Genomic DNA, 22387 nt, shown 5'->3' with positions numbered 1-22387 from the left:
TATTAATTATAAATAATAGTAATGTCTGTTAGAAAATTAAAACCTATCACCCCGGGACAGAGATTCAGAATTGTAAACAATTTTGAGGAAATTACTACTAACAAGCCAGAGAAATCTCTGACAGTTGGTATTAAAAAGTCAGGTGGACGTAACCAAACAGGTAAAATGACCATGCGTTACACCGGAGGTGGACACAAAAAGAAATACAGAATTATTGACTTCAAAAGAAACAAAGCAAACGTTGAAGCAACTGTAAAATCTGTAGAATACGATCCAAACAGAACTGCATTTATCGCTTTATTAGAGTATGCTGACGGAGAGAAGAGATATATCATCGCTCCAAACGGTATCAAAGTTGATCAGAAAGTAATTTCTGGTGACAGCGTAGAACCAAATGTAGGGAACGCAATGAAGTTGAAAAACATTCCTTTAGGTACTGTAATTTCTTGTGTTGAAATGAAGCCTGGTCAAGGTGCTATTTTAGCAAGAAGTGCTGGTTCTTCAGCTCAATTAACTTCTAGAGATGGTAAATATGCAATCATCAAGTTGCCTTCAGGAGAATCTAGAATGATCCTTACTGAATGTTATGCAATGATTGGATCAGTTTCCAACTCAGATCACCAATTAACTGTATCAGGTAAGGCTGGTAGAAGCAGATGGTTAGGTAGAAGACCTAGAACAAGAGCGGTTGTAATGAACCCAGTAGATCACCCAATGGGTGGTGGGGAAGGACGTTCTTCAGGAGGTCACCCAAGATCTAGAAACGGTATGCCGTCTAAAGGTTACAAAACTAGAAAGAAAAACAAAGTGTCTAACCGTTACATCGTATCTAAAAGAAAATAATTATGGCAAGATCACTTAAAAAAGGACCGTTCATTCATCATACTTTAGATAAGAAGGTTCAGGCAAATATAGAGTCTGGTAAGAAGACAGTTATCAAAACTTGGTCTAGAGCATCGATGATCTCTCCGGACTTCGTAGGACAAACTATTGCTGTACACAACGGGAAATCTTTTATCCCAGTTTATGTTACAGAAAACATGGTTGGTCACAAGTTAGGCGAATTTTCTCCAACAAGATCTTTCAGAGGTCATGGTGGTAACAAAAACAAAGGAAGCAGATAATCATGGGATCAAGAAAACAAGATAGTTCAATCGCAAGAAAAGAAGCTAACAAAGACGTTGTAAAAGCTTCATTAAATAATTGCCCATCTTCTCCAAGAAAAATGAGATTAGTAGTTGATATCATTAGAGGAGAACAGGTAGATAAAGCTCTTTATATCCTAAAATATTCAAAGAAGGATGCATCTAACAAGTTAGAGAAATTACTTCTTTCTGCTATGGCAAACTGGCAGGCAAAAAACGAAGGTGCTGATATTGAAGAAGCTAACCTTATCGTTAAAGAAATCTTCGTGGATAGTGCAAGACAATTGAAGAGACTAAGACCAGCTCCACAAGGTAGAGGGTATAGAATCAGAAAAAGATCTAACCACGTTACATTAATCTTAGGTAATAAAGAAAATTAATCAAGGTATGGGACAGAAGACAAATCCAATTGGTAATAGATTAGGTATCATCAGAGGATGGGATTCTAACTGGTTTGGTGGAAACGATTATGGAGACAGAATCGCTGAAGACTACAAAATCAGAAGATACCTTGAGGCTAGATTATCTAAAGGTGGTATTTCAAAAATCTATATTGAAAGAACATTAAAATTAGTAACAGTTACAATTACTACTGCTAGACCGGGACTTATCATCGGTAAAGGAGGTCAGGAAGTTGATAAATTGAAGGAAGAATTGAAGAAACTTACAGGTAAGGATATTCAAATCAACATCTTCGAAATCAAAAGACCTGAATTAGATGCTGTACTAGTAGCTGATAGTATTTCTAAGCAAATTGAAAACAGAATTTCTTACAGAAGAGCTGTTAAAATGGCAATGGCAAGTACTATGAGAATGGGTGCTGAAGGTATCAAAGTTCAAATCTCTGGTAGATTGAACGGAGCTGAAATGGCAAGATCAGAATCTTTCAAAGAAGGAAGAATTCCATTGTCAACTTTCAGAGCTGATATCGATTATCACTGGGCAGAAGCTCACACTACTTACGGTAGACTAGGGGTTAAAGTTTGGATCATGAAAGGGGAAGTTTACGGTAAAAGAGAACTTTCTCCACTAGTGGGACAACAGAAAAAAGGAGGTCAGTCAGACAGAGGAAACAGAGGAGGAGACAGAGACAACAGAAGACCTAGAAAAAACAACAACAATAACAATAATAATTAAAATTTTAGATTAGAAATTTTGAATTTTAAATTACCGTTACTTTTTTAAAATTAAAAAAAATCTAAAATCTAAAATCTAAAATCTAAAATTTAGAAATTATGTTACAACCAAAAAGAACCAAATTCCGTAGAGTTCACAAGATGAAGATGAAGGGGAATGCCCAAAGAGGTAGTCAACTTGCTTACGGAACTTTTGGGATCAAAGCAACTGAGGGAGCTTGGATCACTGCAAGACAAATTGAAGCTGCGCGTATTGCTGCGACAAGATATATGAAGAGAGAAGGTCAACTATGGATCAAAATCTTCCCAGATAAGCCAATTACAAAGAAACCAGCGGAAGTACGTATGGGTAAAGGTAAAGGTGCTGTTGAATACTGGGTAGCTGTAGTAAAACCAGGTAAGATTATGTTCGAGATCGGAGGTGTACCTTACGAAATTGCTAAGGAAGCTTTAAGACTTGCTGCACAAAAATTACCAGTAGTTACTAAATTCATCGTTGCTAACGATTTTGTTAAACCTCTATAATCTTTGAATACAATGAAAAAAGCTGATATTAAAAATTTAAGCGCGGGTGATATTCAAACTCAATTAACTGAAGCAAAAGCTCAATATTCTAAATTGAAATTGGCTCATGCAATCAGCCCAATTGAAAACCCGATTCAAATCAGAGATTTGAGAAAAGCAATCGCAAGACTAAACACTGAGTTAACTAACAAACAATAATTTCATTTTACAATGGATAGAAATTTAAGAAAAGAAAGAATCGGAGTGGTTTCCAGCAATAAAATGGAAAAAACTATTGTTGTTAGTGAAACTACAAGAGTAAAGCACCCGATGTACGGTAAATTCGTTTTGAAAACGAAAAAATATACTGCACACGACGAGAACAACGAATGCACAGAAGGTGATACAGTTCTTATCCAAGAAACTAGACCTTTAAGCAAGAGCAAGAGATGGAGATTAGTAAGAATCATTGAAAAAGCTAAGTAATAATGTTACAAACAGAATCAAGATTAAAAGTTGCTGATAACACAGGTGCTAAAGAAGTACTAGTTATTAGAGTTCTGGGAGGAACCAGAAGAAGATATGCTTCAGTTGGTGATAAAATCGTTGTTACGATCAAAGATTCTACACCATCAGGAAACGCAAAAAAAGGTCAGGTATCTAAAGCTGTAGTAGTAAGAACTAAAAAAGCGGTAAGAAGAAAAGATGGTTCATACATCAAATTCGACGACAATGCTTGTGTATTACTAAACGCAGCGGGAGAAATGAGAGGAACACGTGTTTTCGGACCGGTTGCTCGTGAGTTGAGAGACAAAGAATATATGAAAATCATTTCATTAGCTCCTGAAGTACTTTAATTTTTAAAATTTTTAAAAGAAATGTCAAAGTTAAAAATAAAAAGAGGAGATAACGTAATCATTACTACTGGTAAGAAAGATATCAAAGGTAAGACTGGTGAAGTTATTGAAGTGATCAAGAAAGAAGGAAGAGACCCTAGAGTAATTGTTGCAGGACTTAACATCATCAAAAAGCACGTTAAGCCTTCAGCTTCTAATCCTCAAGGAGGAATCGTTGAAAAAGAAGCTTCAATCCATATCTCAAACATAGCTTTAGTTGGTAAAGACGGAAAAGCTATCAAAATCGGTTACAAAATCGAAGGAGATAAGAAAGTAAGAATCAACAAAAAAACGGGTGAAACTTTATAATTTGAATTAACATGGAATTTATAGCAAGACCCAAAAAAATATACAAAGAGACAATTGTTCCTGCAATGATGGAAGAATTCGGGTACAAGTCAATCATGCAAGTACCTAGATTAGAGAAAATCGTTGTATCACAAGGTTTAGGAGACGCTACTGCAGATAAGAAAATTATCGATTATGCTGTAGAAGAACTTACAAACATCACTGGTCAGAAAGCAGTAGGTACAATCTCTAAGAAAGACGAAGCTGCATTCAAACTTAGAAAAGGGATGCCTGTAGGAGCTAAAGTAACTTTAAGAGCTCACAGAATGTATGAGTTCTTAGACAGACTTACTTCTTCTGCTTTACCACGTATCAGAGATTTCTCTGGTATCAAAGCAGATGGTTTCGATGGTAGAGGTAACTACAACTTAGGTATTACTGAGCAAATTATCTTCCCTGAAATCGTAATTGACAAAGTGAAAAAAATCCAAGGGATGGACATCACTTTCGTAACTACTGCGAAAACAGATAAAGAAGCTAAAGCATTATTAACTCACTTCGGTTTACCATTTAAAAAGAACTAAGAAATGGCTAAAGAATCAATGAAAGCGCGTGAGCGCAAAAGAGAAGCACTAGTTGCTAAATACGCTGCTAAAAGACAAGCTCTTAAAGAAGCTGGTGATTACGAAGGACTTCAAAAATTGCCGAAAAATGCTTCTCCTGTAAGATTACACAACAGATGTAAACTAACAGGTAGACCAAGAGGATACATGAGAACGTTTGGTATTTCCAGAGTAACTTTCAGAGAAATGGCTAACAACGGTCTTATCCCAGGTGTAAGAAAAGCTAGTTGGTAATAATTACTAATTAAAAATCGGGACAATTAAGTTGTCGAGATACTAAAGAATAATAATATCAGACCGAAGTTTTCTGAAGTCTGATATTTTTCTCTTCAAGTCTTTTCAAAACTGATTGTTCTTTAACCAATAATTTATAAAAGAAAAATGGTAACAGATCCAATTTCAGATTTCCTAACAAGAGTAAGGAACGCACAAAGCGCAGGCCACAAAGTGGTGGAAATTCCTGCATCGAAAATCAAAAAGGAGATTACTAAGATCCTATTTGATCAAGGGTATATCTTAAACTATAAGTTTGAAGATAACGCTGTTCAAGGAGTGATCAAAATCGCTTTAAAGTACGATAAGCAAACTAACAAACCTGCTATTAAGTCTATCCAAAGAGCTTCAAGACCAGGTTTAAGACAGTACAAAGGTTCTACTGAACTTCCAAGAGTACTAAACGGTTTGGGTATTTCTATCATCTCTACTTCTAAAGGAGTAATGACTGACAAGAAAGCTAGAGAAGAGAAAGTAGGCGGTGAAGTAATCTGCTATGTTTATTAATTTTTAATCAGAGGAAAATGTCAAGAATTGGTAAAGCAATTATAACAATTCCAGCTGGAGTTACAGTCACTGAAAACAACGGTGTAGTAACTGTAAAAGGAGCAAAAGGAGAACTTTCTCAAGAGCTTACAGCAGGAATTACTTTAGAACAAAAAGATGGTGAACTTAATGTTAACAGACCATCTGATTCTAAACAACACAAAGCGCTTCACGGTTTATACAGAGCGTTAATCAACAACATGATTGTTGGTGTAAATACAGGTTTCGAAAAGAAACTAGAACTAGTAGGGGTAGGATATAGAGCTTCACACGCAGGTCAAAAACTTGAGTTAGCTTTAGGATTCTCTCACGGTATCGTATTAGAACTTCCAAGTGAAGTAAAAGTTGATACATTGACTGAAAAAGGTAAAAACCCAATTATTACTTTAACGTCTCACGACAACCAACTTCTAGGAATGGTAGCTGCAAAGATCCGTTCTTTCAGAAAGCCTGAACCATACAAAGGAAAAGGTGTAAGATTCGTAGGAGAAATTGTTAGACGTAAAGCTGGTAAATCTGCTTAATAAATTATAAGTATTATGGCATTAAGTAAATTAGAAAAAAGAATAAGAATTAAAAGAAGAGTAAGAGGGAAAATCTCTGGATCTTCTGAATTGCCAAGATTATCTGTATACAAAAGTAATAAGGAAATTTACGCTCAGTTAATCGACGATAAAAATGGTAAAACTTTAGCATCAGCTTCTTCTAGAGAAAAAGGTGTAGACGCTAAAGGTACTAAGACTGAAATTTCTGCTGCTGTTGGTAAAGCTATCGCTGTTAAAGCTATCGCTGCAGGAATTGAAAGTATTGTATTTGACAGAAACGGTTTCGTATACCACGGTAGAGTAAAAGCTCTAGCGGATGGTGCGAGAGAAGGTGGACTTAAATTCTAATCATTAAATTTCGGAAAATATGTTAGGACTAGATAATATAGAAAGAGTAAAACCGGGAGGATTAGAATTAAAAGATCGTCTCGTAGCTGTTAACAGAGTAACAAAAGTAACTAAAGGAGGTAGAGCTTTCGGATTTTCTGCTATTGTTGTAGTAGGAAATGAAGAAGGTATTATCGGTTTTGGTTTGGGAAAATCTAAAGAGGTTGCTTCTGCAATTGCTAAAGCAGTTGAAGACGCTAAGAAAAACCTTGTTAAAGTTCCAGTAATGAACCACACTATTCCTCACCAAACTACTGCTAGATACGGTGGTGCAGATATCTTCTTAAGACCTGCTTCTCACGGTACAGGACTTATCGCCGGTGGTGCGGTAAGAGCGGTATTGGAATCAGCTGGTATTCACGATATCCTTTCAAAATCTAAAGGATCTTCTAACCCTCACAACGTAGTGAAAGCTACTTTCAAAGCGTTATTAGATATCAGAAGACCTGAAGAGATCGCAAGAATGAGAGGAGTTTCTCTAAGTAAAGTGTTTAACGGTTAATATATAAACAATGGCAACAATTAAAGTAAAGCAAGTAAGAAGCGCTATTGGTAGAACAAAAACCCAAAAGAGAACGCTTGAAGCATTAGGATTAAAAAAACTTCACCAAGTTGTAGAACATGAAGCGACTCCTTCTATCTTAGGAATGATCGCTGCAGTGGGTCACTTACTTGAAGTTCAAAAATAATTTTATAAAAGAGAATTTAAAATGAATTTAAACAATATACAACCAGCAGCAGGTTCTACATTCAATTCAAAAAGAATTGGTAGAGGACAAGGTACTGGAAAAGGAGGTACTTCAACAAAAGGACACAAAGGTCAGAAAGCTAGAGCTGGTTATTCTCAGAAGATCGGTTTCGAAGGTGGACAGATGCCTTTACAAAGAAGATTACCTAAATTCGGATTCAAAAACGTAAACAGAAAAGAGTTTAGAGGAGTTAACCTTGATACTATCCAAATTTTAATCGAGAACAAATCCATCACTGGTGAGATCACGAAAGAAGTTTTAGTAGCAAACGGGATAGTTTCTAAAAACGAATTAGTGAAAATTATGGGTAGAGGAGAATTGAAATCTGCGGTTTCAATCTCTGCTGACAAATTCACTAAATCTGCTGAAGAGCTTATTGCTAAGGCAGGTGGAAAAGCAATTACCTTATAATACTTACTAATGAAAGAATTTATACAAACACTTAAAAATATTTGGAGTCTTAAAGAATTGAGAGATAAAATTCTCTTCACTTTAGGTATTATCCTTGTGTATAGATTCGCATCTTATATCTCACTTCCCGCAATTAATCTTGCAGAGGTGGGAGATCTCTTAGAGCATTATAAAAATCAAGGCGGTAACAAGCAAGGAGCAGGTCTCCTTGGCTTGCTTTCGTCGTTTACGGGGGGGGCTTTCAGCCACGCTTCCGTAATGGCGTTAGGAATCATGCCTTATATTTCTGCTTCTATTATTGTTCAGTTGATGGGGATGGCTATTCCTTATCTTCAGAAGCTTCAGAAAGATGGAGAGTCAGGTAGAAATACATTGAACCAAATTACAAGATGGTTAACGATTGGGGTTTGTCTGGTACAGGCACCTTCTTACTTAACTTCTATTACTCAATTATTCTTACCGTATGCTCAGTTCCAATCTGCATATTTTGTAGAACCAAATTCAATCATGTTCTGGTTACCAAGTATTGTTATCCTGGTAGGTGGTTCAGTGTTTGCAATGTGGTTAGGTGAAAAGATTACCGATAAGGGAATCGGAAATGGTATCTCTATCCTTATTATGGTGGGGATTCTTTCAAGATTACCTGAGGCATTCGTTCAGGAGATGGCCGTGCAGAACGGAAAAGGAGGAATGGGATCTATCATGATCCTTATTGAAGTATTATTCTGGATGTTGGTTGTTCTTTTAGCAGTGATTTTATCAGTGGCTGTTAGAAAAATTCCAATTCAGTATGTAAGCAGGGCTCAAGCAAGAGGAGGTGTAAACAAGAATCTTATGCAGGGCGCAAGACAATGGATTCCATTGAAAGTAAATGCTGCTGGTGTAATGCCGATTATCTTTGCTCAGGCATTGATGTTCGTACCAGGATTATTAACAAAATTCGATGAGTCTAACACTTTTCTTGCAGGTTTCAAGAATGTTTTTAGCTGGCAATACAATGTATTGTTTGCGCTATTAATTATTATCTTCTCGTTTTTCTATACTGCAATTACAATTCCGGTGAACCAAATGGCTGATGATTTGAAGAGAAATGGAGGTTTAGTACCGAAAGTAAGACCCGGAAAAGAGACAGCAGATTACTTAGATGATATTTTATCAAAAATTACCTTGCCAGGTGCAATTTTTTTATCTATCTTTGCAGTCCTTCCAGCAATTGTGCATGGAAGCTTTGTTCAGACAGATGCGTTTGCCCTATTTTTCGGGGGAACGTCACTATTAATTATGGTAGGTGTAATTTTAGATACTGTTCAACAGATTAATACTTATCTGCTGAATCATCATTATGATGGCTTAATGCAGTCTAAACTGTCTAGAACGACTGGATATTAATTTATGGCAAAACAAAAACATATTGAACAAGACGGCGTTATAACGGAAGCACTTTCGAACGCTCAGTTCCGTGTAGAACTAGAGAATGGGCATATACTTATCGCTCATATTTCTGGTAAAATGCGAATGCACTATATTAAACTTTTACCTGGTGATAAGGTGAAACTAGAAATGTCTCCCTATGATTTAACAAAAGGGAGGATCACATTTAGATATTAAAACAAGTAGCCAAATGGAATTCTCATTCCATTTGGCATTTGTAAAAAATAAATACTATCAAAATGAAAGTAAGAGCATCAATTAAAAAAAGAAGCGCTGATTGCAAAATCGTACGCAGAAAAGGTGTACTGTTCGTAATCAACAAGAAGAACCCAAAATTTAAACAAAGACAAGGTTAATTAAATTATGGCGAGAATTGCAGGTATTGATTTACCAAAAAACAAAAGAGGAGTTATCGGTTTAACTTACATCTACGGAGTTGGAAGAAATACTTCTTCTGAAATCCTTAAAGCTGCCGGTATCAGCGAAGACAAAAAAGTCAACGAATGGAATGACGATGAATTGGCTGCCATCAGAACTTATATCTCAGAAAACGTAAAAGTAGAAGGAGAATTAAGATCTGAAGTGCAATTGAACATTAAGAGATTAATGGACATAGGATGCCAACGAGGAATACGTCACAGACTTGGATTACCTTTAAGAGGCCAGAGAACGAAAAACAACTCTAGAACCCGAAAAGGAAAGAGAAAAACTGTTGCTAACAAGAAAAAAGCTAGTAAATAATCGTTAGGAATTATGGCAAAACAAACTAAAGTAGTTAAGAAGAGAAAAGTAAAAGTTGAAGCTATTGGTGAAGCGCATATTCAAGCTTCTTTCAATAACATCATCATTTCTTTAACAAATAAAAACGGAGAGGTTATCTCTTGGGCTTCTGCCGGTAAAATGGGATTCAGAGGTTCTAAAAAGAATACTCCATTTGCTGCTCAGATGGCAGCTGAAAATTGCTCTGCTGTAGCTCACGAAGCTGGTTTAAGAAGAGTAAAGGTGTTTGTGAAAGGTCCAGGTGCAGGTAGAGAATCTGCTATCAGATCTATCCACAATTCAGGAATTGAAGTTAGCGAAATCGTTGATGTGACTCCAATGCCACACAACGGATGTAGACCACCAAAAAGAAGAAGAGTTTAATTTTTAGAATTTACCCATTATGGCAAGATATATTGGACCTAAAACTAAGATTGCTAGAAAGTTTGGTGCTGCAATCTACGGAGATGACAAAAACTTCGAAAAGAGAAAAAACCAACCGCCAGGACAACACGGTCCTAACAAAAGAAGAGGTGCTAAAAAATCAGAATACGCAGTTCAGTTAGCTGAAAAACAAAAAGCTAAATATACTTACGGTATTTTAGAAAGACAGTTTGCTAACTTATTTGAAAAAGCACACAGAAGCAAAGGAGTAACAGGGGAAGTTCTATTACAACTTTGTGAATCAAGATTGGATAACGTTGTATACAGATTAGGTTTTGCTAAAACTAGATCTGGTGCAAGACAATTAGTTTCTCACAGACACATCACTGTGAACGGAGAGATTCTTAATATCCCTTCTTACTTGGTAAAAGCTGGTGATGTAATCGCTGTAAGAGAAAAGTCTAAGTCTCTTGAAGTTGTTACCAATGCATTGGCTTCTAAGTCAAACTATGAGTGGTTACAATTCAACGATGAGAAGAAAGAAGGTACCTTCATTTCTGCTCCTGAAAGAATCCAAATTCCGGAGGACATTAAGGAGAACCTTATCGTCGAACTTTACTCTAAATAATTTTTTAATCAAATTTTTGCTCAACCCAATAATATGGCAATTTTACAATTCATAAAACCCGATAAAGTAATTTTACTTAACTCTGATGAATTTAAAGGTCAATTTGAATTCAGACCTTTAGAACCAGGTTTCGGGCTTACAATCGGTAATGCTTTGAGAAGAGTGTTGCTTTCTTCTCTGGAAGGATACGCTATTTCATCTATCAAAATAGAAGGTGTAGAGCACGAATTTTCAACTATTCCAGGAGTAATCGAAGACGTTACCGAAATTATTCTTAACCTAAAGCAGGTTAGATTAAAAGCTTCAGCAGAAGGCCAGGCTAACGAGCAGGTTGTTGCTAAAGTTTCAGGTCAAACGGTTATTACTGCTGGAGATTTAGGAAAATCGATCAACGGATTCGAGGTTTTAAACCCGGATTTAGTGATTTGTAACCTAAATACTGATGTAACTTTCGAAATTACTTTCAATATTGAAAAAGGTAGAGGATATGTTCCTTCAGAACAAAATAAGTCAAACAACGCACCTGTAGGTACTATTGCTATTGACTCTATTTTCACGCCAATCAAGAAAGTACAGTACAGTATTGAAAATTATCGTGTAGAGCAAAAAACAGACTACGAAAAACTTGTATTAGATATTGAAACTGATGGGTCTATTAGCCCTCAGAATGCTTTAACAGAAGCTTCTAAGATATTAATTTATCACTTCATGTTGTTCTCTGATGAGAGAATCACTTTGGAGACTGAAGCTGTAAAAGCATCTATCCAATATGATGAAGAAACTCTTCACACAAGACAATTACTTAAGTCTAAATTAGCAGATATGGATCTTTCTGTAAGAGCCCTTAACTGTCTGAAAGCGGCTGAAGTGGAAACTCTTGGAGAATTAGTTTCTTACAGTAAGTCTGATTTGATGAAATTCAGAAATTTTGGTAAAAAATCTTTGACAGAACTAGAAGAATTAGTGCATTCAAAAGGTCTTAACTTCGGTTTCGACGTTGCAAAATATAAGTTAGACGCTGATAAATAATTAATAATGAGACACGGTAAAAAATTCAATCACTTAGGAAGAACAGCTTCTCACAGAAGTGCTTTACTTTCTAATATGGCTTGTTCTCTAATTGAGCATAAAAGAATCAACACTACTGTAGCTAAAGCTAAAGCTTTAAGAGTATATGTTGAGCCTCTATTAACAAAAGCAAAAGAAGATACTACACATAACAGAAGAGTAGTATTCTCTTACCTTCAAAATAAATTTGCGGTTGCTGAATTATTCAGAACTGTAGCTCCTAAAATCGCTGAAAGAAACGGTGGTTATACAAGAATCATTAAGACAGGTTTCAGACCAGGTGATGCTGCTGATATGGCTCTTATCGAATTAGTAGATTTCAACGAGCTTTACAACCCTAATGCTGAAGAGAAAAAGACTACAAGAAGAAGCAGAAGATCAACTGCTGCTCCTAAGAAAGCAGAAGTAGCTGATGCTCCTGCAGTAGAAGAAGCTAAAGCTGACACTACTGAAGAGAAAACTGAAGAATAATATTCATTCAGATATCAATGAGAAGCCATCCGAATTTCGGATGGCTTTTTTTGTGATGATAGTTGTTTTCAAATAGTAGACTGGGGAGAATTTTGAGAAGTGTATCTATATCCCTTTAAATAAAAAAACGTCCAAATCATTGGACGTTTTTGATATATTATATCTTTGTTCTCTTCAACGGAATGATATTATTTCCTTGCTCTAGGTGAAGGCTATCTCCCTTTACTCTTGCGGTCATATCATCTTTCTTATAAATTGTTTCATCTCCTTTGGTCTCTTCCTTAGTAAGAACAAATGTTTTTTTATTGCTGGTAATGGTTAGAGTATTTTCTTTCGGATCGTTTTTGAATACTACTTTTACCAATGTTCCATCCATTGCTTTATAGACGAAATCTGTTTTTTCAGTTTTCTGTCCATTAACGTCAACTGTTGATGAACTCTGGGTTACAGAATCAACTTTTCCGTTGTTATCAGTAACCACTGTTTCTGAGCTGTCTGTCTTAATGATACTCTTATTTCCACTTTCACTTTTTTTGCAGCTGATTACAGTTAATGTAAGAACAGCGCTCAGTGCTAAAAGACTTTTTTTCATGATTATATTATTTGATATTCAATATGATTTTTATCCTTTAATTTTACAAAAATCATGCCTTACAATATGATGAATTTTTGCTATTTTTTATACAAATAATTTCTCTTTTTCTTTTAATAATACGAAAACCATCCCCGAGTTTTACTAACGAAATCATTATCAGTACAATGATAGATAGATTTGTTAAAATTTATTAAAAAAATATCACTTTGAAATCAAAAAATAATTAATTTTAATAAGACTAAAAACGAACCATAACCCTAAACTCAATTCCTAAGATTACACAAATGTGTAATTGATTCTCATTTGTTTTCTGTTGAAATTTGTTTCAAATAAAAAAGACATGAGCATTTCCATTGCCATAGTAGAAGACGAAAAGAACTACAACAATGCGTTGAAGAAGGTGATCAATTATCAGCAGGATATGAGAGTCGTTGCACAGTTCTTTGATGGTAACGATGCTTTAAAGAACCTTCCGAATATTTCTCCCAATGTTGTTATGATGGATATCCAGCTACAGGATATGCTGGGCATTGAAATCATTGAAAAGCTTAAAAAAGAAATGCCCGAAACCCAGTTCATCATGTGTACCAGTTTTGAAGATGATGAGAAGATCTTTAATTCTTTAAAAGCCGGTGCAATGGGATATCTTGTTAAGGGAGAAAGTATGGATAAAATTCTCTCGTCAATCAGAGATGTTTATAATGGAGGTGCTCCCATGAGTTTTTCTATTGCCCGAAAAGTGTTGCAGCATTTTGAAAAAAAACTTCCCGAGATTAAAGGTTTGGATGAACTTACAGAACGGGAAAAAGAAATTCTTGAGCTTCTTTCACAGGGACTTCTATACAAAGAAATTGCGGATAAAAGCTGCATCAGTATAGATACAGTGAAAAAACATGTCGGAAATATCTATAGAAAACTTCACGTCAGTAATAAAGTGGAGGCTATTAATAAATTTAACCATTTTAAAAACTAAGAACTATGAGAACAATTAAAATTTTATTTGGAGTATTATTTTTTGTCACCATGACTGGTTGTGAAAAATATTTCTTCTCTGTTTATAAACCACATTTTGAGGATAGTGTACCTCGTAAAGATGAAAGTGCAGGAACCCTTACTTATCAACAGAAAAATCCGACGACTAAAAAAGATTTTGAAATAGATTTTGTAAGCTTTAATGGCTTGATACAGGACAATATTTCAAAGAAGTATTGTAAGTTTTATTATGTACAAGAAAATAATGAATTAAATATTGTTATGACTTTTTCAGAGCTTCAGGGAGAATATGAATATACTGAAGGAGATATATATTATGAATTAGATAATGGTTTTTTTAAAGAAATCACCGATATAGAGAAATTAAAAAATGGTAGAAGCTTTTATAAAGCGAATCTAGGTAAAAGTATGTACACTGAAATGATTGAGTATACAACAAACAATGTTAACTCATATAATTATAATGTGAGTAACCTTATTTATGATGTCACCAAGCTAAAATTTGTTATGATGTTTAAAACAAAGAGTAAGCAAGAATATGCTGTTTTTGCTGTACATCCAGTGAACAAGAATAACTCAATAAATGAGACAAATACATTTGGATATGATGCAGGAACGTTATATCCATAATTATGAATATTCTATTGATTATATATTATATCACATTATTTTTATGCCTGATTAAAGCATTGGGTTTAAAATTGAAGTATAAAAATTCTAGCCAAAATTTCTTTCTTTATTATTTTTTTATAGCATTTATTTTAGAAAGCTATGGCTTATATAAAATAATGATGAATGAATATGATTATTCATTTTTGTTCAATTATTTTTTTTTGTTCAATATTGTTTATTTTTTATTTCAATATAATAAAGAATTTCAGATTAGAATAAAAACTATAGCTAGTATTTCCGCTTCAATAGCTAGTACGATTACAATTTATCTTATCTTTAATAATACTGTTTTCAGTAATAAGATAGGGTTAGTTTTATCCTTCTTTTATATTTTGCTTTCTCTATTATGGTTTTATCAGAAAAATATAAATATTTCAGAAGAAATTTTGACAGAGCTTCCCTTTTTTTGGATTTCTATAGCAATCTTACTTTGGAGTGTTTTCTTTATATTTAGAATAATGCCAATGTATATACTGGATTCATTAGATACCAAGTTTAAAATTCAAATCAATAATATTTTTATGGGAATCAATATTATTACATACTTATTATTATTGATCTCTCTTTTTAAATTTCAAAAATTAAATGAACGGTCTGCCTGAAGAGATTAAAAATACATACATTATTGCTATGGCTTTAATGGGATTTTTTATTGGATTTATTATTTTTTTGATTCTACTTCATAATAAAAAACAAACACTTTTTATTAGAGAGAAGCAGCTCAAAGAAGCAGAATATCAAAACCAGCTTCTCCAAAAAGAACTCCAACAACAAAGATCTATTGAAAAAGAGCGAGAGCGCATTTCCCATGATATGCATGATGATCTCGGAGCAGGAATTTCAGCATTAAAACTCCAGGCAGAATTTTTAAAATATAAAATTGAGGACAATGACCTTCAACATGACATTGACGAATTGTTGAAAACCTCAGATGAAATGAACATCTCCATGCGGGAAATGCTTTGGAGCCTGAACTCAGGAAATGATACGCTAGGAAGCTTTGTTGATTATGCCATCCTTTATACCGGAAATTTTTTAAAGAAAACAAAAATTACCCTTCATTCAGAATGCGAAGATATTATTTCTGATACTCCCATTTCTACAGAACTGAGGCGCAACCTGTTTTTATGCTTGAAAGAGGCGGTTAATAATGTGTATAAGCACAGCCAGGCAACTGCTTTAAAACTTTCCTTTTCGCAGCATAAACATAAATTCTTAATAACTATCGAAGATAACGGAATAGGTATTCCTGATAATCAATCAGAAGGAAATGGACTCCGTAATATGAAACGAAGGATGAAAGAGGCAGAAGGAGAGTGTAAAATCTTACTCAAAAGCTCAGGAACTTGTCTGACTTTTGAAATAATACTCTAGTTATTATCATAAATTTTATAAACAGCACCATTTCTAATGGTGCTGTTTTGCTTGTATAATCACCCTTTTGTGTAATTGACAGATGTGTTTTTTAGAAGGAACTTTGAGGTATAAACTTTAAAAATTACAGCCATGAAAAAAGAAATTAAAATTGTAGCTGATGGAAATGTAACTGTCAATGTAAAAATTACCGGTGTAGTAGGTGCAGGGTATTACTTAGACCTTTTTGAAAAGAAAAGTAACAATGTTATTTTTAGTTACTCGGGTACGAATGTGTATTCTCATGATGATAACAGAGTTCTTCCAAATTCTGCAAAAATGAATTTGGGTAGAGTGCTTATGCTTAACACTACAGTTGTATCTATAGATGATGATACAGATGAAGAAAAGAACTTTAAAATTAGTTTACAGATATTTCAAAATAACAAACTTGTAGATGAGGCAATTATATCAGATAAACTAAAGAAAGAACATAAGAACTTTTTAACAATCGTAAAACTAGTATCATCATGAAAACTTTAATTGTACTTATTTTTATGCTGTTTCCAATGATTGCATTAAGTCAGTTTGCAGAAGATAGTGAATTAGTCAAAAATTATAAATTAAATTTTGCATTACCTGATATCCCTGCTTTTAAAGCATTAGGAACAGAACCGAGCAATATATTAAGACCATCTATAGCACAAGATTTTTCTTTTGTTTCTTCAGAATTTTTCAATGGGAAAAATTTAATTATACCAACATCTTTTGGTCTTGAGATCAGTCCCATTCTACTGATGAAAACAAATGATATGACATTAGGAGAGTTTAGAAAGCATAATGCATTAAAAACATCTCGCTTCTCTTTGGGAACATTTAAGGATTCTCTGAAAACCATGAATATTTCAGTTGGATATAGAATAACAGTTATTAATAAAGGTGATTTAAGAACTGATATTGGTGCTTTAGAAAACTTTCTTGATATGGCGAAGGTTCATGCGGAAAGACGATCCTTTTTAATAAAAAGATATCTTAAAAGTAAAAATTTAATTTTAATTGATATGAATGATGAACAGATTAAAGAAATGGATGAGTATGTTAACAAAAATATAGTTGAATCTGAGGAAGATTTTGAAAAAAGACTAGATGAATTTAAAAAACAGTATAAAAATAACAACTGGAATGCAGAAAAACTTGATTTTGCGGTTGCTTATGTTGGAAAATCTCCTGACTCTTTGCTATCCAATGTTTCATTTAGGAACTTTTCTTTATGGGGGACCTATGCTATACCCATTAAAAAATTTGCACAGATATTATTAGGGGTAAATTATCAATTAAATAATTTTCATGATAAGAACTATAATTCTTTTAGTTTTTCTAATAGGAACTATTTTGGAAGTAATAGAATTAAGGTTTTCGTCGAAGAACAAATTGAGTCTAATAAATATTTAGGAGAAAAAATTAGCCTTCTTCTAAACTGTGGCGCAGAAGTTAACTTGAAAAATGGGTTTTGGATTGATTTAAATGCGGGGCTAGTAAAAAATTATAATAATAATTCATCCGACTTTATATCACAATTAAGGTTTAGGTATACCTTACCAGAATAATTATAACTAAAACTAATAACCATGTATTTAATCGATATTTTAAAGATCATGCTTGTTACCGGGCTTCTGGGAGGAATCGTTAATTACTGCTCGGATGCCAATATAGTAACCGAAACCCAAGTGAAAAAAAGGCCTGTTCTGGAATGTTTACTATTGGGTATTGCAGCAACTCTTATCGTTCCTTTATTTTTAAAAATTGCAGATAGTAAACTCATTGAAAATATCCAGATTCCAGCTGAAAATTTGATTAAAAAAACTAAGGCAGACATTCACTCGTACAATGTGTATAATAGAATAGACAGTACTGGAAAGACAATAAAAATTGATACCATAAAAAATAACAATCCGACTATTAATCAAAAGGAACCTATAAAACAAAGTGAGAAACTGTATGCAGAATCTGCAGCAAGAGATTATCTTTTATGGATCGCTTATTGTATGCTTGCTGCAGCGGCAGGAATGAGATTTATAGATCTGTTAATTAATAAATTTCTGACGCAGGAATATATTAATAAAGTGGAAGAAGCTAAAAATGTTGCTGTGCATGAGAAAGAGAATCTGGAAGGTGAAATCGCAAAAAAAGATGAAAAGAAAATTCAACACATTATAGCAAATGAAAGATTAGAATTTGAAACGCTGCCAGATGAGGCCAACATTGATGGAAAAATAATTCCGGATATGATTTTACCCAAGCTTCCCCCTATAACAAATCCCGATGATCCTCAAAAAGGAAGGTTTGGAGGAAGAGATCACATGAATGGACGTACGCTTTCTGTTAGTTACCGAGACTCAAATATCCCAGGCTTTCTTGATTTGATTATTCGGGTTACAGCAGATCACGAGGAAAATAAACTGAAAGGATACCTGTATTTGTTTCTACATGACTCATTTCCTAAATCTTTAATAAAAATTGAAGCAGAAGGTAAAACGGAAGTTTCTTATGATGTAGTTTCGTATGGCGCCTTTACAGTAGGAGCAATTGTTGATAATGGAGCTACCTATTTAGAATGTGATATCGCAGAATTAAAACATTTCCCGAACGATTTTAGAAACAGATAGATGATGTGAAAAAGGTAAAACACAAATGGCTCTCCAGTATTCTAAGATCTGGGGAGTTTTTTAGTGTAAATCATACTCATTAATTTTTTGATTTAAGAGAAAGAAATTCCCCAGTTTATCATAATATAAATTAACTAAAATTTAACTTGGATTTATCTCAAAAAAATCCCCCGAAATACCCCTAAAAGTTAAATTTTGATTAAATTTGTCTAAACTAAAAAAATAAAAAATGAGTGCAATTTCTTACATAGAAGCAAGACAAATTTTAGATTCCAGAGGTAATCCTACCATTGAAGTGGATGTATTTACAGAAAACGGTGCGATGGGTCGTGCAGCTGTTCCTTCGGGAGCATCTACAGGAGAACATGAAGCTGTAGAATTACGTGACGGAGGTTCAGAATACCAGGGAAAGGGAGTTTTGAAAGCTGTTGAAAATGTAAAAGAAGTAATTGCAGAGAATTTAGTTGGGCAGCCGGTTTTTGAACAAAACTATATCGATCAGATTATGATTGAGCTTGACGGTACACCTAATAAAGGAAATTTAGGAGCTAATGCAATTCTTGGTGTTTCTTTAGCAGTAGCAAGAGCTGCCGCTGCAGAACTGGGAATGCCACTTTATAAATATGTAGGTGGTGTAAATGCAAACACCCTTCCTGTTCCAATGATGAACGTAATCAACGGTGGTTCTCACTCTGATGCCCCTATCGCATTCCAGGAATTTATGATTATGCCGGTAAAAGCTGATTCTTTCTCTCACGCATTGAGAAAAGGAACAGAAATTTTCCACAACCTTAAATCAATCCTTAAAGGAAGAGGTCTTTCTACAGCAGTAGGAGACGAAGGAGGTTTTGCTCCAACTTTCAACGGAACCGAAGATGCTTTGGACACTTTACTTCAAGCAATTGAAAAAGCAGGATATAAGCCTGGTGACGACATTATGTTGGCATTAGATTGTGCTGCTTCGGAATTCTACAAAGACGGAACTTACGATTACAGAAAGTTCGAAGGAGATAAAGGAGCTCACAGATCAAGAGAAGAACAGGTTTCTTATCTTGCTGAATTAGCAGCTAAATATCCTATCATCTCTATCGAAGACGGTATGCAGGAAGATGACTGGGAAGGATGGAAAATGTTAACTGATAAAATCGGTGACAGAGTACAGTTAGTAGGGGATGACTTATTTGTAACTAACGTAGACAGATTATCAAGAGGAGTAAAAGAAGGAATTGCTAACTCAATCCTTGTAAAAGTTAACCAGATTGGTTCTCTTTCTGAAACAATGGCAGCAGTACAGATGGCTCAGAACAATAAGTTCACTTCAGTAATGTCTCACAGATCAGGAGAAACTGAAGATTCTACTATCGCTGATTTAGCAGTAGCAATGAACTGTGGTCAAATTAAAACAGGTTCAGCTTCAAGATCAGACAGAATGGCAAAATACAACCAGTTGTTGAGAATCGAAGAAGCTCTTGGTGAAACTGCAATTTTCCCAGGTTTAGAAGCATTCAAAATTAAAAGATAATTGAATTTATAAATAACGGCAAGCGATAATTTTTGTTTGCCGTATTTTATGGAAAGTGGTATATTTAAAAAAAATAAATAAATAATGTCAGACAACAAAGTAATATTGAATTACGACGGTAATTCATATGAATATCCAATCGTGGATAGTACTATCGGAGACAGAGGGATTGATATTTCAAAATTAAGAGACCAGACAGGTTTAATCACTCTGGATTTAGGTTACAAAAATACAGGAGCTACTATTAGCGACATCACTTACTTAGACGGAGATAAAGGAGAATTATTCTACAGAGGTTATCCAATTGAGCAAATTGCTGAGAAATCTAACTTCACAGAAGTAATGTATCTTTTATTACATGGAGAATTACCTACTCAGGATCAATTTACTTCTTTCGACAACAACATTAAAAAATATAACTTCATCGCAGACGAAATGAAAAAAATCATTGATGTTTTTCCTCGTTCTGCTCACCCTATGGGAGTTCTATCTTCTATGACGTCTGCTTTAACAGCTTTCAATCCAAAAGCGGTTAACGTAAACTCTAAAGAAGAAATGGATCACGCTGCAGAGCTTATGATCGCTAAGTTCTCTCACCTTTGTGCTTGGACTTACAGAAAAACTCAAGGTTTACCATTAAACCACGGTGATAACAACCTAAACTACGTAGAGAACTTCTACAAAATGGCATTCAGATTACCAAACGCAGATTTCGAAATCGATCCGGTAGTTGTAAATGCTTTAGATAAATTATTAATTCTTCACGCTGACCACGAGCAAAACTGTTCTACTTCTACAGTAAGAATGGTAGGTTCTGCTCACACAGGTCTTTTTGCTTCTATCTCTGCTGGGGTATCTGCACTTTGGGGACCACTTCACGGTGGAGCTAACCAGGCTGTAATCGAAATGCTTGAGCTTATCGAGAAAGATGGTGGTGATGTATCTAAATATGTTGCTAAAGCTAAAGATAAAACGGACAACTTCCGTCTAATGGGATTCGGACACAGAGTTTACAAAAACTTCGACCCAAGAGCGAAAATTATCAAGAAAGCTGCTGATGATATCCTTAAGGCATTAGGTATCCAGGATAAAGCTCTAGATATTGCAATGCAGTTAGAAAGAGTAGCTCTTGAAGACGAGTACTTCGTAGAAAGAAAACTATATCCAAACGTAGACTTCTATTCAGGTATTATCTACAGAGCACTAGGAATTCCTACAGAAATGTTCACCGTAATGTTTGCATTAGGAAGACTACCGGGGTGGATCTCTCAGTGGAAAGAAATGAGATTGAAAGGAGACCCAATCGGAAGACCAAGACAGGTTTACCAAGGTGCTCAGGAAAGAAACTACATCGACATCGCAAGCAGATAATATCTGTTTATACCATAAAAGAATCCCAAAGCTTGCTTTGGGATTTTTCATTATGAAATAGGAGGACTGCTGAAAATTTTATTTTAAATGTTCTTTGAAAAAAATAAAATGATGTTCAATAGATTTCTTCCAATATTCTGTATTATGATTTCCTGGTTGAGAAATAAATGTTATTGGGATTTTTAAACTGTTAGCCAGTTTTTTAACTTCGAGTGTAGAAGAATAAAGTATATCATCAGTCCCACAATCTATTAGAAAAGGATTTCCTTTGTTATAAGCTTTTAAAAGACTTGAAATGCTATATTGATTCCATTCTTTTGAAGATGATCCTAATGAGCGTGATAGATCGTTAATTATTCTTGTAGTTTGAAAGAATGATAAACTTGCCTTTGTAAGAATATTTATATCTAAAGAAAATGCACCACTTGTACTGCCAGCAGTATTAAAATACTCCTGATGAAGCAGAAAATAGCGTATGGCTCCATAGCCCCCCATACTCAGTCCGCTTATAAAGATATTTCTGTCATCAATATTAAATTTGGTATGCAGCTTGGGAACAAGCTCTTTAAAAAAGAAATCTTCAGCTTGTGAACCTTTATCATAAGGACTGTTAATATACCATGTCACAAAACCATCAGGACATACAATAATCATTTTATATCGATCGGATAACTTTTGAAGGTCTGTCGTTTGTGACCATTGTCGATAATTTTCACTATATCCATGGAGTAAATACACCAAAGGATATTTTTCCTTTGGCATATAGGTTTTAGGTTTAAAAATTAATACCGTATCGGATTTTGAAAGGAATTCAGATTTAAAAACCCATTTTTCCTGGGCCTTTACTAATGAAATGCTTGTAATTATACTGATTATCAGTATTGTATTCTTTATACTCATTTTTTTGTATTTTAGTGTAAATTTCTGTAAGTCCTTTGTGAGGTACAATAACTAACAAAATTGTGAGTCGT

At 34.4% G+C, this 22387-nt stretch carries 35 protein-coding genes; 33 read left to right on the top strand and 2 right to left on the bottom strand.

Annotation, left to right across the window (positions count from 1 at the left end; all coding sequences use genetic code 11):
- Window positions 1–21: 21 nt before the first annotated feature.
- From rplB to rplQ, 25 genes are all read left to right on the top strand, one after another.
- The gene (gene rplB / locus CHSO_RS00420) at window positions 22–843 is read left to right on the top strand and encodes a 50S ribosomal protein L2 (protein ID WP_045491152.1); all 822 of its coding nucleotides are present in this window, start codon (window positions 22–24) and stop codon (window positions 841–843) included.
- Window positions 844–845: 2 nt separating this feature from the next.
- Window positions 846–1124 carry a 30S ribosomal protein S19 gene (rpsS, locus tag CHSO_RS00415; RefSeq protein WP_002983209.1) on the top strand — a complete coding sequence of 93 codons (279 nt, stop codon included), beginning with the start codon at window positions 846–848 and terminating at the stop codon, window positions 1122–1124.
- Between the two features lie 2 nt (window positions 1125–1126).
- Window positions 1127–1525, top strand: coding sequence for a 50S ribosomal protein L22 (rplV, locus tag CHSO_RS00410; RefSeq protein WP_045491150.1), 399 nt, complete (start codon window positions 1127–1129; stop codon window positions 1523–1525).
- 7 nt (window positions 1526–1532) lie between these two features.
- Window positions 1533–2282, top strand: a complete 750-nt coding sequence (rpsC, locus tag CHSO_RS00405; RefSeq protein WP_034694675.1) for a 30S ribosomal protein S3 — start codon at window positions 1533–1535, stop codon at window positions 2280–2282.
- Window positions 2283–2380: 98 nt separating this feature from the next.
- Window positions 2381–2806 carry a 50S ribosomal protein L16 gene (rplP, locus tag CHSO_RS00400; RefSeq protein WP_042720939.1) on the top strand — a complete coding sequence of 142 codons (426 nt, stop codon included), beginning with the start codon at window positions 2381–2383 and terminating at the stop codon, window positions 2804–2806.
- 12 nt (window positions 2807–2818) lie between these two features.
- Window positions 2819–3004 carry a 50S ribosomal protein L29 gene (gene rpmC / locus CHSO_RS00395; RefSeq protein WP_045491147.1) on the top strand — a complete coding sequence of 62 codons (186 nt, stop codon included), beginning with the start codon at window positions 2819–2821 and terminating at the stop codon, window positions 3002–3004.
- Window positions 3005–3016: 12 nt separating this feature from the next.
- Entirely contained in the window at window positions 3017–3271 is a 255-nt protein-coding gene (gene rpsQ, locus CHSO_RS00390; RefSeq protein WP_027371715.1) for a 30S ribosomal protein S17, read from the top strand.
- 2 nt (window positions 3272–3273) lie between these two features.
- Complete coding sequence (gene rplN / locus CHSO_RS00385) at window positions 3274–3642, top strand: 50S ribosomal protein L14 (RefSeq protein ID WP_002983226.1); 369 nt, start codon at window positions 3274–3276, stop codon at window positions 3640–3642.
- Between the two features lie 21 nt (window positions 3643–3663).
- Window positions 3664–3990, top strand: a complete 327-nt coding sequence (gene rplX, locus CHSO_RS00380) for a 50S ribosomal protein L24 (protein ID WP_045491145.1) — start codon at window positions 3664–3666, stop codon at window positions 3988–3990.
- A gap of 11 nt (window positions 3991–4001) precedes the next feature.
- A complete protein-coding gene (gene rplE / locus CHSO_RS00375) occupies window positions 4002–4553 on the top strand; it encodes a 50S ribosomal protein L5 (protein ID WP_045491142.1) in 552 nt (183 codons plus the stop codon).
- Between the two features lie 3 nt (window positions 4554–4556).
- Window positions 4557–4826 (top strand): 30S ribosomal protein S14, encoded by a 270-nt coding sequence (rpsN, locus tag CHSO_RS00370; RefSeq protein WP_002983233.1) that lies wholly within the window; start codon window positions 4557–4559, stop codon window positions 4824–4826.
- Window positions 4827–4973: 147 nt separating this feature from the next.
- Window positions 4974–5372 (top strand): 30S ribosomal protein S8, encoded by a 399-nt coding sequence (gene rpsH, locus CHSO_RS00365; protein ID WP_034694686.1) that lies wholly within the window; start codon window positions 4974–4976, stop codon window positions 5370–5372.
- 17 nt (window positions 5373–5389) lie between these two features.
- A complete protein-coding gene (gene rplF, locus CHSO_RS00360; RefSeq protein WP_045491138.1) occupies window positions 5390–5935 on the top strand; it encodes a 50S ribosomal protein L6 in 546 nt (181 codons plus the stop codon).
- Window positions 5936–5950: 15 nt separating this feature from the next.
- Window positions 5951–6304 (top strand): 50S ribosomal protein L18, encoded by a 354-nt coding sequence (gene rplR, locus CHSO_RS00355; protein WP_045491135.1) that lies wholly within the window; start codon window positions 5951–5953, stop codon window positions 6302–6304.
- Between the two features lie 19 nt (window positions 6305–6323).
- On the top strand, window positions 6324–6845 hold the full coding sequence (gene rpsE / locus CHSO_RS00350; RefSeq protein ID WP_045491132.1) for a 30S ribosomal protein S5: 522 nt from the start codon (window positions 6324–6326) through the stop codon (window positions 6843–6845).
- A 10-nt stretch (window positions 6846–6855) separates the two neighbouring features.
- Complete coding sequence (gene rpmD, locus CHSO_RS00345; protein ID WP_027371710.1) at window positions 6856–7032, top strand: 50S ribosomal protein L30; 177 nt, start codon at window positions 6856–6858, stop codon at window positions 7030–7032.
- A 21-nt stretch (window positions 7033–7053) separates the two neighbouring features.
- Window positions 7054–7503 carry a 50S ribosomal protein L15 gene (gene rplO, locus CHSO_RS00340; protein WP_045491127.1) on the top strand — a complete coding sequence of 150 codons (450 nt, stop codon included), beginning with the start codon at window positions 7054–7056 and terminating at the stop codon, window positions 7501–7503.
- Between the two features lie 9 nt (window positions 7504–7512).
- Complete coding sequence (gene secY / locus CHSO_RS00335; protein ID WP_045491124.1) at window positions 7513–8892, top strand: preprotein translocase subunit SecY; 1380 nt, start codon at window positions 7513–7515, stop codon at window positions 8890–8892.
- A 3-nt stretch (window positions 8893–8895) separates the two neighbouring features.
- Window positions 8896–9111: a translation initiation factor IF-1 gene (gene infA / locus CHSO_RS00330; protein ID WP_034684855.1), complete on the top strand. Its 216-nt coding sequence runs from the start codon at window positions 8896–8898 to the stop codon at window positions 9109–9111.
- 62 nt (window positions 9112–9173) lie between these two features.
- Entirely contained in the window at window positions 9174–9290 is a 117-nt protein-coding gene (gene rpmJ, locus CHSO_RS00325) for a 50S ribosomal protein L36 (protein WP_007839480.1), read from the top strand.
- A 7-nt stretch (window positions 9291–9297) separates the two neighbouring features.
- The gene (gene rpsM, locus CHSO_RS00320; RefSeq protein ID WP_034738759.1) at window positions 9298–9675 is read left to right on the top strand and encodes a 30S ribosomal protein S13; all 378 of its coding nucleotides are present in this window, start codon (window positions 9298–9300) and stop codon (window positions 9673–9675) included.
- 12 nt (window positions 9676–9687) lie between these two features.
- Window positions 9688–10077 carry a 30S ribosomal protein S11 gene (gene rpsK, locus CHSO_RS00315; RefSeq protein WP_034694697.1) on the top strand — a complete coding sequence of 130 codons (390 nt, stop codon included), beginning with the start codon at window positions 9688–9690 and terminating at the stop codon, window positions 10075–10077.
- Between the two features lie 19 nt (window positions 10078–10096).
- The gene (rpsD, locus tag CHSO_RS00310; protein WP_045491111.1) at window positions 10097–10705 is read left to right on the top strand and encodes a 30S ribosomal protein S4; all 609 of its coding nucleotides are present in this window, start codon (window positions 10097–10099) and stop codon (window positions 10703–10705) included.
- Between the two features lie 33 nt (window positions 10706–10738).
- On the top strand, window positions 10739–11734 hold the full coding sequence (locus CHSO_RS00305; RefSeq protein ID WP_045491108.1) for a DNA-directed RNA polymerase subunit alpha: 996 nt from the start codon (window positions 10739–10741) through the stop codon (window positions 11732–11734).
- A 6-nt stretch (window positions 11735–11740) separates the two neighbouring features.
- Window positions 11741–12244, top strand: a complete 504-nt coding sequence (gene rplQ / locus CHSO_RS00300; protein ID WP_045491105.1) for a 50S ribosomal protein L17 — start codon at window positions 11741–11743, stop codon at window positions 12242–12244.
- A 157-nt stretch (window positions 12245–12401) separates the two neighbouring features.
- Here rplQ and CHSO_RS00295 read toward each other — a convergent pair whose 3' ends face one another.
- Entirely contained in the window at window positions 12402–12836 is a 435-nt protein-coding gene (locus tag CHSO_RS00295; protein ID WP_045491101.1) for a hypothetical protein, read from the bottom strand.
- 343 nt (window positions 12837–13179) lie between these two features.
- Here CHSO_RS00295 and CHSO_RS00290 point away from each other — a divergent pair, with 343 nt between their 5' ends.
- From CHSO_RS00290 to CHSO_RS00250, 8 genes are all read left to right on the top strand, one after another.
- Window positions 13180–13812 carry a response regulator transcription factor gene (locus tag CHSO_RS00290; RefSeq protein ID WP_045491098.1) on the top strand — a complete coding sequence of 211 codons (633 nt, stop codon included), beginning with the start codon at window positions 13180–13182 and terminating at the stop codon, window positions 13810–13812.
- 5 nt (window positions 13813–13817) lie between these two features.
- Window positions 13818–14462 carry a hypothetical protein gene (locus tag CHSO_RS00285; protein ID WP_045491095.1) on the top strand — a complete coding sequence of 215 codons (645 nt, stop codon included), beginning with the start codon at window positions 13818–13820 and terminating at the stop codon, window positions 14460–14462.
- A 627-nt stretch (window positions 14463–15089) separates the two neighbouring features.
- Window positions 15090–15878 (top strand): sensor histidine kinase, encoded by a 789-nt coding sequence (locus CHSO_RS00275; protein WP_045491091.1) that lies wholly within the window; start codon window positions 15090–15092, stop codon window positions 15876–15878.
- 132 nt (window positions 15879–16010) lie between these two features.
- Window positions 16011–16391 (top strand): hypothetical protein, encoded by a 381-nt coding sequence (locus CHSO_RS00270; protein ID WP_045491088.1) that lies wholly within the window; start codon window positions 16011–16013, stop codon window positions 16389–16391.
- Window positions 16388–17464 carry a hypothetical protein gene (locus CHSO_RS00265; RefSeq protein ID WP_045491086.1) on the top strand — a complete coding sequence of 359 codons (1077 nt, stop codon included), beginning with the start codon at window positions 16388–16390 and terminating at the stop codon, window positions 17462–17464. The genes CHSO_RS00270 and CHSO_RS00265 overlap by 4 nt, the downstream gene beginning before the upstream one ends.
- A gap of 21 nt (window positions 17465–17485) precedes the next feature.
- Window positions 17486–18523, top strand: a complete 1038-nt coding sequence (locus CHSO_RS00260; protein WP_144428829.1) for a YEATS-associated helix-containing protein — start codon at window positions 17486–17488, stop codon at window positions 18521–18523.
- A 229-nt stretch (window positions 18524–18752) separates the two neighbouring features.
- The gene (eno, locus tag CHSO_RS00255) at window positions 18753–20045 is read left to right on the top strand and encodes a phosphopyruvate hydratase (RefSeq protein ID WP_045491082.1); all 1293 of its coding nucleotides are present in this window, start codon (window positions 18753–18755) and stop codon (window positions 20043–20045) included.
- A gap of 84 nt (window positions 20046–20129) precedes the next feature.
- Window positions 20130–21416: a citrate synthase gene (locus CHSO_RS00250; protein WP_045491080.1), complete on the top strand. Its 1287-nt coding sequence runs from the start codon at window positions 20130–20132 to the stop codon at window positions 21414–21416.
- Window positions 21417–21494: 78 nt separating this feature from the next.
- Here CHSO_RS00250 and CHSO_RS00245 read toward each other — a convergent pair whose 3' ends face one another.
- Window positions 21495–22316 carry an alpha/beta hydrolase gene (locus CHSO_RS00245; RefSeq protein ID WP_045491078.1) on the bottom strand — a complete coding sequence of 274 codons (822 nt, stop codon included), beginning with the start codon at window positions 22314–22316 and terminating at the stop codon, window positions 21495–21497.
- Between the last annotated feature and the right edge of the window lie 71 nt (window positions 22317–22387).

It is taken from the genome of Chryseobacterium sp. StRB126 (assembly GCF_000829375.1).
Taxonomy (GTDB): Bacteria; Bacteroidota; Bacteroidia; order Flavobacteriales; family Weeksellaceae; genus Chryseobacterium.
This window is presented reverse-complemented; position numbering and strand designations above follow the sequence as displayed.